This is a genomic window from Pseudomonas sp. HY7a-MNA-CIBAN-0227 (assembly GCF_040310325.1).
In the GTDB taxonomy this organism is placed as follows: domain Bacteria; phylum Pseudomonadota; class Gammaproteobacteria; order Pseudomonadales; family Pseudomonadaceae; genus Aquipseudomonas.
This window is the reverse complement of record NZ_JBEOPT010000003.1, coordinates 360,187-373,051: the sequence shown is the minus strand read 5'-3', so window position 1 is coordinate 373,051 and position 12,865 is coordinate 360,187. Positions and strand designations below refer to the sequence as shown.

The following is a 12,865-nucleotide window of genomic DNA, read 5'->3' as shown; positions in this document are numbered from 1 at the left end:
GTGGGGCTGCTTCGTAGGCCAAATATCATTCCTTGCTGAGCGGCTGCGAGGCATTGCGCAACTTCTCCTGCACAAAATCCATCACCTTCAACGACCGGTAGATGGCATTCGCCGCGAGCAGCCCAAACGGCCCGCCGTTCCAGTCCAGCAGGTAGGGTTTGAACAGCTCATGGCGGGTGCTTTCGCCGCACACTGCTTCGGCGATCACTCGCCCGCCGATGGAGCCGGTGTTCAGGCCATGGCCACCAAACGAGGTGCAGGCCCACACACCGGGTTCCAGCAGCCCCAGGTTGGGCATTTTGTGGGTGGCGTAGCCCATCAGGCCTGACCAGGCCAGTTCGATCTTTACCGCTGCCAATTGTGGATAAACCGAGACCATGTCGGCCTTGAGCATGGTCGCCAGGGCTTTTTCGTTCTGTTCGTTGCGGGTGGTAATACGCCCGCCCCACAGCAGGCGGTCGCCTTCGACGACGCGGTAATAGTCCGAGGCGCGCCGGTCGTCGGAGAACGCGGCGCTGGAGTCGAGGACGTTTTTGATGCTGTCGCCCAAGTGCTCCGTCAGCACCACATAGGTGGCGATGGGCAGGTAGGCGCGGTTGAGTTTTTGCAACTCCGGGCCGCCGTAGCCGCCGGCGCAGAACACCAGGTCCTTGCAGCACACCGTGCCCTCGGCGGTCTGCACGATGCGGTCGCTGCCTTCGCGGTGCCAGGCGAGCATTTTTGATTGTTCGAAGATGCGCCCGCCGGCTGTTTCGATAGCTTGGGCCAGGCCCAGGCAATAATTCAACGGATGAAAATGCAGGGCCTTGGGGTCTTCAATGCCCTGGAAATAACGTTGGGTGTGGGCCCGTTCACGCACCTGGCGGGTGTCGAGGTAGTTGAGTTCGTAGTTGAAATCCCGACGCATGCTTTCGATATGGTTTTTCACGCCCGCGCTGTCGTCGTAGCGCTTGACTCGAATGGTGCCGGGCGCAGGATCGCAACCGGGGAGCGCCAGGTTGGCGATGTTGTCGCGCACGATCTCGACGCCTTCCACCGAGAGGTTGAACAAGGCTTTGGCTTGTTGCAGCCCGAGTTTTTTGCCGATCGCCGCCGAACCTTCGGCCCAGCCCGGCGAGACCACACCACCATTGCGCCCGGACGCGCCCCAGGCGATGTGATGGGCGTCGAGAAGGATCACTCGTTTACCGCGCCGGGTCAGCTCCAGCGCAGCGGTGAGCCCGGCGATACCGGCGCCAATGATGCACACGTCGCAGGTTTCATCGGCGCCCAGGCTGGGGCGGGTGGTGCGTGGGAGCGAGGTTTGTGAATACCAGGTGGTGGGCATGGCCAATCCTTGAAAGTCTCTTTCTGTGAACACCGATCTCTGTGGCGAGCGGGCTTGCCCGCTCGCCACAACAACCGCCCGCTCGCCACAGGGGTTCGGCAGGTGTTATTTGACGGTGGAGTAATCGACGCCATACCACTTGGTCGACAGCTTGGTCAGTGTGCCGTCCGTATGCATCGCCCCAATGACTTCGGCGAGCTTGGCAGTAAGCTCCGGGTCACCCTTGTCGGTGGCAATCGCCAGCGGCTCGTAGAACACCACGCCGTCGATAGCCTTGAGCGGGTAGTTTTTCTTGATGGCTGCTTCCAGGGTGCTGCGCTGGGTGAGGATCGCGTCCAGACGCACACCGTCCCCCAAACGCAGGTCGTCCAGAGGCGCCAGGGAGCCGGCGTAAGTGCGCAGTTCGCCGGCCTTGATGTCGCAGGAGGCGGGCGGGATGTCGCTGGTTTCGATCGCCAGCGCCTGGTTCAGGCAGTCCTCGGAGGTGGTGCCGCCTTCCACGCCAATCTTCTTGCCGTTGAGGGCCTTGCGGTCGGTGACGGTCGATTTGTTGTGCACCGCGAATACATAGGGCACGTAGTAGTAAGTGGCCGGGAAGTCGAGAATCCGCGCGCGGCTTTTGGTGGCGGTCATGGAACCCACCGACATGTCCCAGCGCCCGTTCCACTTGCCGGCAGTGATCACGTCCCAGTCTGGGGTGATGAACTTGACCTCAACCCCCAGGCGCTTGGCGATCTCCTTGGAGACGTCGATGTCGAAACCGTCGATCTCATTCTTGTCGTTGATAAAACCCTGGGGTGGCCAGATGGCCGACGTCGCCACGGTCATGGTTTTGCTGCTTTGGATTTTGTCGAGGACGGCACCGGCGTTGGCCGTGCCGACGAACAGCAGCGACAGGGTTGCGGCCAGGGTGATTACGCGTTGTTTGCTGAGCATGTCCATCTCCACGTCTGGTTATTGTTATGGGTAAAGCGGCACTCAGTGACCGATGATTTGCGAGAGAAATTTCTGCGCTCGCTCGGTCTGGGGGTTGTTGAAAAACTCGGCGGGGGTGGCTTGTTCGATGACCTGGCCCTGATCCATAAACAGCACGCGGTCGGCGACCTTGCTGGCAAAGCCCATCTCGTGGGTCACGCAGATCATGGTCATGCCATCGGTGGCCAACTCGCCCATTACCTCCAGCACTTCGTGGACCATCTCCGGGTCCAGGGCCGAGGTGGGCTCGTCGAACAGCATCACCTTGGGTTTCATGCACAGCGCACGGGCAATCGCCACCCGTTGCTGTTGGCCGCCCGACAACTGGGAAGGGTACTTGTGGGCATGCTCGGCGATGCGCACTCGTTCGAGGTAAACCTGGGCACGTTTTTTTGCCTCTGCCGAGGACACGCCTTGCACCAGTTGCGGGGCCAGGGTCAGGTTGTCCAGCACGCTGAGGTGCGGGAATAGGTTGAAACTCTGGAACACCATGCCGATTTCCCGGCGCACGGCACTGACACTTTCCGCTTCGCTGGTGAGGTGGATACCGTTGACCTGGATCTGGCCTTTCTGGAAGTTTTCCAGGTGATTTATGCAGCGAATCATCGTCGACTTGCCCGAGCCGGACGGCCCGCACACCACCAGGATTTCGCCGGCGACGACACTCAGGTCGACATCGCGCAAGGCATGGAAATTGCCATACCACTTGTTCAGGCCGCTGATGGCAATCATCGACGGGGCGACTGCCGCTTGTTCGCTGATAGGAACGTGACTGGTCATGGCTCAACCCCTCGCTGTGGATCGGTTGACCCGTTTTTCGATCCGCGCCTGCACCCGTTCAAGGATGAACGACAGCGCCCAGTAAATCATCGCGGCGGTGATCAGCATTTCCAGGTGGCGGAAGTCGGCGCGGCCTTGGGTCTTGGCCAGGTACATCAGTTCCCAGACGCCGATCACCGACACCAGGGAGCTGTCCTTGAGCATGGCGATGAACTGGTTGCCGGTGGGCGGGATGATTACCCGCAAGGCCTGGGGCATGATCACCCGGCTCAGGGTTTTGAACGGGCTGATGCCCAGGGCGCGCGAAGCTTCCCACTGGCCCACCGGAATACTCTGGATACCTGCGCGGAAAATCTCGGTCATGTAGGCGCCGTAGCACAGCGACAACGCCAGGATGCCGGCCGGCACCGCATCGACCACATAGCCCAGTTGCGGCAACCCCAGGTAAATCAGGTAGATCTGGATCAGCAGCGGCACGCCGCGAAAGAATGAGGTGTAGAACGAGGCCAGGGCGTTGGCGATGCCGTTGTTCGACAGCTTGGCGACTGCGCCAATAAGGGCCAGGACGAAGGCAATCACGATGGCGATGGCGGAGATGTACAAAGTGGTGGCTGCGCCCTGGATGATCAGGAAACCGACCTTGTCGAGGATAAAGCTGTAGGAGAGGTTGAAGGTGTCGAAGAATGCCAGGAACAGAATCAGCAACTCGATCCAGACCACGGTGGTCTGCACCTTGAGTTTCAAGCGCCCGAGGACATGAAAGTTCAGTGTGCCGAGCACGGCAATCGCCAGGCCGATGGCGATGTTGCGCGCCGCCAGGCTGTCTGGAGCGTTGCCCAGCACTGGCTGCAAAAAATGGCTGATGGCGCTGTTACCCAGGTTCATCAGGTACGCGCCGAGGAACAGCACCACCGCTACGCCGAGCAGGAATCGAGGATCGTTGGACTTTTTCTTATAAATTATATTGTCGTGATACATGGATGCCTCTGGCTTGTCAGTGGTAATGATCTCGTCAGATAAAGGGGTGTTGACCAGTATTGCCGGGCGAAATTGCCCACGACAAGCGACCATAATTCGTTATGTCAGTCCCTGAGGTCATCCTGGTGATGGCCTCAGGGAGCAGTGAATCAGTCCAGTCTGGCCAGGCATGCCCCAAGGATATCCAGGCCTTCCTCCAGTACCTTTGCCTCGATGGTCAGCGGTGCGAGCAGGCGGATGATGTGGCGGGATTTGCCGCTGGGCATCAGCAGCAAACCGGCGTCACGGGACAGGGCCAGCAACTGGCTCAACTGTTTGGAGGCCGGTGTGCCGTCGGCGTTGGCCAGTTCGATACCGCGCATGGCACCGACACCGGTCAGGCGCCCCAGGTAGGGTGAAAGCTGGTTGGCGCGCCACGACTGATACCGGCTGACAATTGCCTCTTCCTGCTGTGCCCCCCAGGTGTGCAGGTGTTCATCCGTCATCACGTCCAAGGTGGCCAATGCCGCCGCGCAGGCGATGGGGTTGCCGGAATAGGTGCCGCCCAGGCCGCCTTTGGGCAAGGTGTCGAGCAACGATTTACGACCCACCACCGCCCCCAGCGGCACACCGCCGGCAATACTTTTACCCAGCAGGATCAGGTCCGGCTCGATGCCCAGCCGCGAGAAGGCGAAACGCTGGCCGGTGCGACCAAAGCCGGACTGGATTTCATCGGCGATCAACAGGATGTTTTTCTCATCGCACAAGCGTCGCAGTGCCTGGGCGAACTCCACGTCGAGGGTCAGGAAGCCGGCTTCGCCCTGCACCGGCTCGATGATGAAACAGGCCACGTCGTCGACGTCGATTTCCACGCTGAACAAGCGGTCCATAGCCTTCAGCGCATCGCTGCAGGTGACGCCGTTGTCCTGGCTGGGATAGGGCAGGTGGTACACGGGGCCGGGCAGTACACCGACTTTTTGTTTGTAGGGCGCGACCTTGCCGTTGAGATTGAGAGTGGCCAGGGTACGGCCGTGGAAAGCGCCATCAAAGGCGATAACCGCCGTGCGGCCGGTGGCGCCACGGACGATTTTCAGTGCGTTCTCAGCCGCTTCTGCGCCGCTGTTGGTAAGCATGCCGCTGACCGGGTAACCCACCGGGATGAAGGCGGTGAGGCGATCCATCAGTTTGATATAGGGCGCGTGGGGGGCGGCGTTGAAGGCGTAGTGGATGAGCTTGGTCGCTTGCTCGCGAATCGCCTCCACCACCGCCGGATGGCAATGGCCCAGGTTGAGTACGCCGATACCGCCGACAAAGTCGATGTAGCGCTTGCCCTCGGTGTCCCAGACTTCGGCATTTTTGCCATGGCTGAGGCTGATGGGGTGGACGATGGAAATCGACTGGCTGATGGTTTCGCGGCTCATGGATCTCGGACTCGGCAAGGGGTGCTTGCTTTTATCTAAGCCGCGGGACGCATTGCCCTGCAAACGAAATAAAGTCGCCGAGTCATTATTAAAAGTCGGGATGTGGGGTGATGTACCCCACCATCCAGGCCAGAAATGCCTTCACCTTGGGAATCTCCCCGGCATGTTCGGCATGGGCGATAAAGTGCGCGCCGGCACTGGGCATCGCGTAATCCCACGGGATCATCAAACTGCCCAGGGCCAATTCCTCGGCCACCAGATACTGTGGCACCAACGCCACGCCGTACCCCGATTGCGCTGCGCGGATGCACATGTAGAACGTATCGAAACGCGGCCCGTGGTAGCTGTTTTGCGAATGCAGGCCCTGTTCCAGAAACCATTCGTGCCAAGCCTCTGGCCGCGAGGTGCATTGCAGCAGGGTATGGCGGGACGAAGCATCGCTACCTTCGGCGACAAAGCCTGGCGCACACACTGGCACCACGGCTTCGCGAAACAGTTCAATGCAGGTCGCCCCAGGCCACGAACCCTGGCCGAAGAAAAACGCGATATCGGCCTTGGCCTGCAGCACGTCGAAGGGCTCCAGCTCGTTGCGAATGTCCAGGTGGATATTAGGGTGCAGCGCGGCGAAATCCCTGAGCTTGGGCACCAGCCAGCGATCACCGAAGGTCGGTTGGGTGGCGATGCGCAGCACCTCGGTTTCGCCGCCGTAGGTCAGGATGTAGCGACTGGAAATGTCCACCTGAGTGAGGATTTTGTGCACTTGCGCCAGGTACAGCGAGCCCGCTGGCGACAGGTACAAACGCTGGCGCACCCGCTGGAACAGGTTGTGGCAGAGCATCTCTTCGAGTTGCGCCACCTGCTTGCTCACCGCGCTCTGGGTCAAGTGCAGTTCTTCGGCGGCTCGGGTGAAGCTGAGGTGGCGGGCGGCGGCTTCGAAGCACTGCAAGGCGGTCATCGAAGGGGTTAAACGTTTTGAAATCACGGGATTACCTGACGGGTCTCTTGGGGGAGTTCATTCCAAATCGGAAGGAGCCCTTGCCTGAATGTCGTTTGTGGCCGAGGCGTAAAGCCGTTGATACTCTTCAATCACTATAAACCGGCGCGGGTTTGGGGCGCCGAATAATAAAGATCAACAGGGAGAGCCTTGCATGAAGAACCTGAAAACCACTTTGGCCGCACTCACCGCCGCTGCTGTACTGAGCATGACGGGCGCTGCGCACGCGGGCGCAACCCTGGACGCGATCCAGAAGAAAGGTTTTATCCAGTGTGGCGTCAGCGATGGTTTGCCGGGCTTCGGCGTGCCGGACGCTCAGGGCAAGATGACTGGCATCGACGTTGACGTCTGCCATGCCGTCGCCGCCGCACTGTTTGGTGATGCCTCGAAAGTGAAGTTCAGCCAGTTGACCGCCAAGGAGCGTTTCACCGCCCTGCAGTCCGGGGAAATCGACCTGATTTCGCGCAACACCACCTGGACCAGTTCCCGGGACGCCGGCATGGGCCTGGTATTTACCGGCGTCACCTACTATGACGGCATCGGTTTTCTGGTGAACAACAAACTCGGAGTCGCCCACGCCAAGGAGCTGGACGGCGCGACCATTTGCATCCAGGCCGGCACCACCACCGAGTTGAACGTCTCCGACTACTTCCGCGCCAGCGGCATGAAGTACACCCCCATCACCTTTGATACAGCCGATGAAAGCGCCAAGGGCCTGGAAGCCGGTCGTTGCGACGTGCTGACCACCGACCAATCGGGCCTGTACGCCCAGCGCATCAAGATGGTCCACCCGGACGAATTCATCGTGTTGCCGGAGGTGATCTCCAAGGAACCCTTGGGCCCGTTGGTGCGCAAGGGCGATGAAGAGTGGTTCAGCATCGTCAAGTGGACGCTGTTCGCCATGCTCAATGCCGAAGAAATGGGCATCACTTCGCAGAACGTCGAAGATCAGGCCAAGACCACCAAGAACCCGGATGTTGCCCGCCTGCTGGGTGCCGACGGTGAGTACGGCAAGGACCTGAAGCTGCGCAAGGATTGGGTGGTGCAGATCGTCAAGCAAGTGGGCAACTATGGCGAGGTGTTCGAACGCAACATCGGCCAGGGCAGCGTGTTGAAGATCAAGCGTGGCCTCAATGCCTTGTGGAACAACGGCGGCATCCAGTACGCGCCGCCGGTTCGATAAAGCCAACGGATGCGTGCGAAACGTTTACCGCGGTGCCCTCATCTTCGTACGCGGCGAGCCATTGGCGTTGTGCTGGTAAATCGCCTCAGGCTGGCCTTGTTCGTTGAAGAACACTTGGCCGATGCCTGCCGAGTTCCACAGCCGCTCGCCAGCCTCGGCATGTTCCGGGATATGCGGTACCACTTGCATGGTGCGCCGCCGGGTCAGCCAGTTCAGGGGTGAGCGGGGTGAATAGAGCCAGCGGTTGAGACGGTCGAACCATTCCAGCAGGCCCCTGGGGAATTCGTTCTTGATGCCGCTGCTGGTGATCTGCCAGATTTTTGGCCCGGCGTTGCGGTGGCGAATCAGCACTTCGTAAACGAATGAGTAATGTACGTCTCCCGACAGGATCACGTAGTTACCCGGCGTGCGCGAGTGACGGAAGATATTCAGGATCACCTGCGCCGCGCCGCGATGGGCCATCCAGTTTTCCGCGTCCACCAACAGCGGGTAGCCGCACCAGCTGAAGACTTTCTGTACGGTCTCGATCAGCTTTACGCCAAAGATTGGCGCCGGTGAAACGATGATGGCCGACGGGTGATCGAGCAGTTCCTGTTGCAGCTCACTCAAGGCTTCCCAGTCCAGCAGGCCGGACGGTTGCTTGAGGGTGAATTCGCTGCGCCAGCGCCGGGTACGGGTGTCGATCACCACCAGGGCGGGGGTGGTGGGCAAGACGTAGTGCCACTGCTGGAACTTCAACAGTTCATCCACCAGTTCGTCCTGGGCTGGCGCGTCCAGATAGTGGTCGTGCGCCGGGGCTTGCGTGGTGAGTGCCAGGGTCTTGCCCAGCAGCTGTTCAAACGCATCAGGATTATTACCCCAGCCCTGGCAGAGCATATAGACCAGCAAGGCATTGCCGATGATGCGCTTGGAGAACGGGTTGCCGTAGGCGGTTTCTTCCCATTGGGCGCTGAGGTTCCAATCGTCGGTAATGTCGTGATCATCAAAAATCATCAGGCATGAGATATGCGCAAACACCCTGGCCACGCCGCCCAGGCCGTCGCGAAACTTATCCACCTGCAGTTGTTCGTGGGCATAGCGTTTCTGTTCTTCGGCCTTCAGCTGCGGCGGTTGCGGGGCGATCAGCGTCCAGGGAGTGGGCGACCACACCAACAGGTACATCGCCAGCACTTCGGCGAAGGTCACTAGGTGATTGTCGGCGGTGCTGGTGGTGAAAATCGGCTTCTTCACGCCACCGAAAAACCGCTCGCGCAGTGTTTCGTTGCTCTCCAGGGCCGGCAACAGGTCGGCGCGATGGTAGTAACTGGCTGGATGGCCGTAGAGCATGGCGCTGTCGTCCACCACGGCGCCGTCCAGGTGTTCCTCGAACAGGCCCAGGCGGGTGATCAGTGCATGAATGGCCCGCAACATAGGCCCGGCCACATCGTCGGCGTAGACCTGATCGCCGCTCATCATCAACAGAGCCGGGCGTTGTGCCGGGCTGCGGCCTTCGGCCAGCAAACGATCGACACACAGCAGGCCTTCATCGGCGTAGTGGTGGGGTTTGCGGCAAGAACCGTGCATCAGTTGCTGGATACGGCTGTGCAGGACGAAGTCCGGGGTGCGTGCGTTGGCATGGAGCAGGTGGGGCGCCCATTCGGCGATGCCGCTGGGATGAGCGCCGGTCTCGTTGATCAGCAGGTCATAGCCGATGGTCACGTCCTGGGGCAGGGCGTTGCTCAGCGGCACGTCGATCAGGTGGATAAACGCGTGACGTCCCACGGGGACGACCTGGCAGAGTGTCGCGTCCAGATTGATATCGAGGGTGTGCTCGCGCTCGTCCTGGGTGAACTGCAACCTCAGGGTCAACGCAAGGGCTCGGCTGCCCACCAGCCACAACACCAGGCGCCCCGGTTCGAGGCGGCGCAGCAGGGGGCCAGCGAGGACGGCGGGCAATGTGTCGGCTTGAGGCATGAAACACGGCTCTGTGCAGGATCGGGTCACAAAGGATAGCGCAGTGGATGTCAGCGTTTTGTTAATGCACACGGCCTCAAATTATGACGTCGTGGCCGAACGTTCACCCTGGCTAATCAGCCAGCGCAGCACATCGTCCATCGCCACGCTGTGCTTGCACTCGACCCAGCGCACTCCTTGCGGGCTGTATTGTTCGATATACCGGCTGAGCACGAGCTGACCCTGGTCAGATGACATCTGCAAGCGAGTTTCCCGGCAGATCAGCGTGTTGGCGCCGCGTTTGCGGACCTGATGATGCAGCAGTAACGAGCTGGACTCAGAAGTCATCGCGGCCACCCTCTGCGCATCGATTGGCCGGCGGTGTGGTGGCCCCTTCCTTGCCTTCCCGCACGTAGGCGGCACGGTGTTCGGCCACCACATTACGCAGTGCGCTGTAATAATCCGGCAACTGCTGCAGGCTGTCGGTAAGTGGCAGCAATGAGGCGCGAGTATCCACCGTACCGCCCACCATGTTGATGGTTTCAAGAGTCTGCACCGTGTCGCTGTCCCCCAAAGGGGCCACCAGGAAGCTCAACACTTTGCCTGCGGCGTCGCGGCTGTTGCCGGTGCCCAACAAGGGCAGTTCGACGATCGGCCCGTTGCCGATGCCCCACACGCCAAAGGTCTGGCCGAAGTCGGCGGTGTGGCGGGGAATACCCAGCGAATCTGAAACATCCAGCAGGCCGACAATTCCCACCGTGGTGTTCACGGCAAAGCGTCCCAGGGTATTGACTGAGCGACGCGGGTTGCCCTGCAGCACATCGTTGATAAACACCTTGGGCTCGCTGAAGTTGCTGGAAAAGTTATGCACACCCTGCTGGAAAAACTCCGGCAGGTATTTATAGCCATGGGCTACAGGCGCCAGGGCATAGTCATCGACGGTGCGGTTGAAGGCGAACACCCCACGGTTGATCGGTTCGGCGGGGTCGTATACCGGGTAGGAAACTTGCGCGCAGCTTGTGGTACTCGCCACCGGTGCCGGGCTCGCACAGCCTGTGAGGTAAGACACGGTCAACAGCAGTACGGCCTGGCGAGCCAGGTGCTGGGGGTACGTCAGCGAGTGCATAAGCACAGTCTCCGGAAAAGGGAGGCGGATGCTGGCATTCGGGTTTTGCGCAAAGATGTCTGCTTTATTGCACGATTGAAATATATGACGGGCTGCGCCGAATGGTTTTAGATGTTGCCTCGACAAACTCAAGTGATGCCCACCGGTGAGCCATCTTTTGATCGTGGACGATGACCTTGAGGTCCTCGCGCTGCTGAAGAAATTTTTCCTGCAACATGGCTATACGGTGCAGACCGCCGCCAATGGCGCAGACCTGTGGGCGGCCATGGAGCAACAGGCCGCCGACCTGATCATTCTCGACCTGATGCTGCCGGGAGATAACGGCCTGCTGCTGTGCCAGCGCCTGCGTCAGCAATACGCGACGCCGGTGATCATGCTGACCGCCATGGGCGAGCTCAGCGATCGCGTAGTGGGCCTGGAAATGGGCGCCGATGACTACCTCAGTAAACCCTTTGATGCCCGCGAACTGCTGGCCCGGGTGCGTGCCGTGTTGCGCCGCGCCGGTGAAAGCGGGGCGCCGTCGGGCGATGTTTCGCGACCGTTGATCCGCTTCGCCGGCTGGCAGCTGGACCTGACTCGCCGGGAACTGCGCTCGCCGGACCAAGTGATGATCCCGCTGTCGTCCGGGGAGTTCGACCTGCTGCTGGTGTTCGTCGAGCATCCCCAGCGTGTACTGACCCGCGAGCAGTTGCTGAACCTGGCGCGGGGCCACAGCCATGATGCGTTCGACCGCAGCATCGACGTTCAGGTCAGCCGCCTGCGACGCAAGCTGGAGTTCGACACCAAGCGCCCGGCGATGATTCGCACCGTGCGCAATGGCGGCTACCAGTTCACCGTCAGCGTGAGCCGCTCATGAAAAATACGGTGGCCCGCTGGATCGCCCTCACCATCTTGATTGCCATGCTCACGGCCCTGGCGTTTAACGCACTGTTTGCCCAACTGGCGGGCGTCTGGGCCAGGCCGCCCCTGACCGAGACCGGTTTGTTGGACAAGGTTGCCGTTATCGTGCGGGTGATTGAGGCCGCAGAGCCGTCGCAGCGCTCACATCTGGCCCAGGCAGTCGGTGATGAAAGTTTCAGTGTCAGTTGGGCGGTCAGTCGAGAGGGGATTGATTTGCCTGTTTTGGACGACCCCGGTTTTCACTCTACCGAGGCCGAGGAGACGTTCAAGCACCTGCTCAAGGGACCGCAACGCCGGATGGAGGGTTATGAGCCGTCCGACTGGCCAGGCCCCGGCGGGCGCTATGCCTTGCTGGTTGAACTGGCGGACCATACCTGGCTGATGTTCAGCTCTGAGTCGCGCAGTTGGGGGTTATCGGAGGGGCCACGCAGTCTGGTGGTGTTGGTGCTGGTGCTGATTTCCACCGCGCTGGTCACGTTGATCGCCACCCGGCGACTGGCCAGGCCGCTGCAACATTTCGCCCAGGGCGCCCGACGTTTCGGTGCCGACTTCCGCGCCCCGCCCATCGACCCTGTCGGCCCCCATGAGATTCGCCAGGCAATCCTCGCCTTCAACGGCATGCAGGCGCAGTTGCAACACTTCATCCAGGATCGAACCCAGATGCTCGCGGCGATTTCCCACGACCTGCGCGCGCCCTTGACCCGCCTGCGCCTGCGGGGCGAGTTTATCGAGGATGCCGACCAGCAACAGCGGCTGTTCCGCGACGTCGACGAGATGCAGGCAATGATCAGTACGGCCCTGGAGTTCTTTCGCGACGACGCCCGGCTGGAACAGGCTACCCAGTTGGACCTGGCGGAACTGCTGCAAACCCTGATCGACGACTACCGTGACCAGGCCATCGACATCAGCTTTGACGGCCCGCCGCGCCTGGTTTACTTCGGTCGGCCCCTGGGCCTCAAGCGGGTGATGACCAACCTGATGGACAACGCCATCCACTATGGCCTGGCGCCGGAAATTGAACTGCAACAACGGCCGGGCCAGGTGACCATTCGCGTGCTGGACCGTGGGCCGGGGATTCCCGTCGACCAGCACGAACAGGTATTCCTGCCGTTTTTTCGCCTGGAAGGCTCGCGCAACAAAAGTACTGGCGGCGTCGGCTTGGGGCTCTCCACCGCACGGGCGATTGTGTTGGAGCACGGCGGCACGCTAACCCTGGTCAATCGCCAGGGTGGTGGGCTGGAGGCGGTGGTGGTGTTGCCGGTGTAATGGC

General features: G+C 60.8%; 12 protein-coding genes. 3 read left to right on the top strand and 9 right to left on the bottom strand.

The genetic code is table 11. The annotated features are described in order from the left end of the window. Positions 1-25 precede the first annotated feature (25 nt). The 6 genes from AAEZ06_RS07830 to AAEZ06_RS07805 form a co-directional block, all read right to left on the bottom strand. A complete protein-coding gene (locus tag AAEZ06_RS07830) occupies positions 26-1,333 on the bottom strand; it encodes an NAD(P)/FAD-dependent oxidoreductase (RefSeq protein WP_502948025.1) in 1,308 nt (435 codons plus the stop codon). A 99-nt stretch (positions 1,334-1,432) separates the two neighbouring features. Next, positions 1,433-2,263 carry a transporter substrate-binding domain-containing protein gene (locus AAEZ06_RS07825; protein WP_350613736.1) on the bottom strand — a complete coding sequence of 277 codons (831 nt, stop codon included), beginning with the start codon at positions 2,261-2,263 and terminating at the stop codon, positions 1,433-1,435. Positions 2,264-2,305: 42 nt separating this feature from the next. After that, positions 2,306-3,082 (bottom strand): amino acid ABC transporter ATP-binding protein, encoded by a 777-nt coding sequence (locus AAEZ06_RS07820; RefSeq protein WP_350613734.1) that lies wholly within the window; start codon positions 3,080-3,082, stop codon positions 2,306-2,308. A 3-nt stretch (positions 3,083-3,085) separates the two neighbouring features. Next, positions 3,086-4,060: an amino acid ABC transporter permease gene (locus tag AAEZ06_RS07815; RefSeq protein WP_149411670.1), complete on the bottom strand. Its 975-nt coding sequence runs from the start codon at positions 4,058-4,060 to the stop codon at positions 3,086-3,088. Positions 4,061-4,209: 149 nt separating this feature from the next. Continuing rightward, positions 4,210-5,460 carry a 2-aminoadipate transaminase gene (locus AAEZ06_RS07810; RefSeq protein WP_149411669.1) on the bottom strand — a complete coding sequence of 417 codons (1,251 nt, stop codon included), beginning with the start codon at positions 5,458-5,460 and terminating at the stop codon, positions 4,210-4,212. Between the two features lie 88 nt (positions 5,461-5,548). Continuing rightward, positions 5,549-6,439, bottom strand: coding sequence for a LysR substrate-binding domain-containing protein (locus AAEZ06_RS07805; protein WP_178114439.1), 891 nt, complete (start codon positions 6,437-6,439; stop codon positions 5,549-5,551). 169 nt (positions 6,440-6,608) lie between these two features. Between AAEZ06_RS07805 and AAEZ06_RS07800 the strand changes: the two genes are divergently transcribed. Beyond that, entirely contained in the window at positions 6,609-7,637 is a 1,029-nt protein-coding gene (locus tag AAEZ06_RS07800; RefSeq protein WP_350613731.1) for an amino acid ABC transporter substrate-binding protein, read from the top strand. Between the two features lie 24 nt (positions 7,638-7,661). On the opposite strand, the gene AAEZ06_RS07795 is transcribed toward AAEZ06_RS07800, so the two are convergent. From AAEZ06_RS07795 to AAEZ06_RS07785, 3 genes are all read right to left on the bottom strand, one after another. Beyond that, on the bottom strand, positions 7,662-9,590 hold the full coding sequence (locus tag AAEZ06_RS07795) for an alkaline phosphatase D family protein (protein ID WP_350613729.1): 1,929 nt from the start codon (positions 9,588-9,590) through the stop codon (positions 7,662-7,664). 81 nt (positions 9,591-9,671) lie between these two features. Continuing rightward, positions 9,672-9,917 (bottom strand): hypothetical protein, encoded by a 246-nt coding sequence (locus AAEZ06_RS07790; protein WP_149411665.1) that lies wholly within the window; start codon positions 9,915-9,917, stop codon positions 9,672-9,674. Further along, entirely contained in the window at positions 9,907-10,695 is a 789-nt protein-coding gene (locus AAEZ06_RS07785) for an MlaA family lipoprotein (RefSeq protein WP_149411664.1), read from the bottom strand. Before AAEZ06_RS07785 ends, AAEZ06_RS07790 begins: the two co-directional genes overlap by 11 nt. A gap of 145 nt (positions 10,696-10,840) precedes the next feature. Here AAEZ06_RS07785 and AAEZ06_RS07780 point away from each other — a divergent pair, with 145 nt between their 5' ends. Both AAEZ06_RS07780 and AAEZ06_RS07775 read left to right on the top strand, forming a co-directional pair. After that, complete coding sequence (locus AAEZ06_RS07780) at positions 10,841-11,551, top strand: response regulator (protein WP_149411663.1); 711 nt, start codon at positions 10,841-10,843, stop codon at positions 11,549-11,551. After that, positions 11,548-12,861 (top strand): sensor histidine kinase, encoded by a 1,314-nt coding sequence (locus AAEZ06_RS07775; RefSeq protein WP_149411662.1) that lies wholly within the window; start codon positions 11,548-11,550, stop codon positions 12,859-12,861. The genes AAEZ06_RS07780 and AAEZ06_RS07775 overlap by 4 nt, the downstream gene beginning before the upstream one ends. The last annotated feature ends 4 nt before the right edge of the window (positions 12,862-12,865 follow it).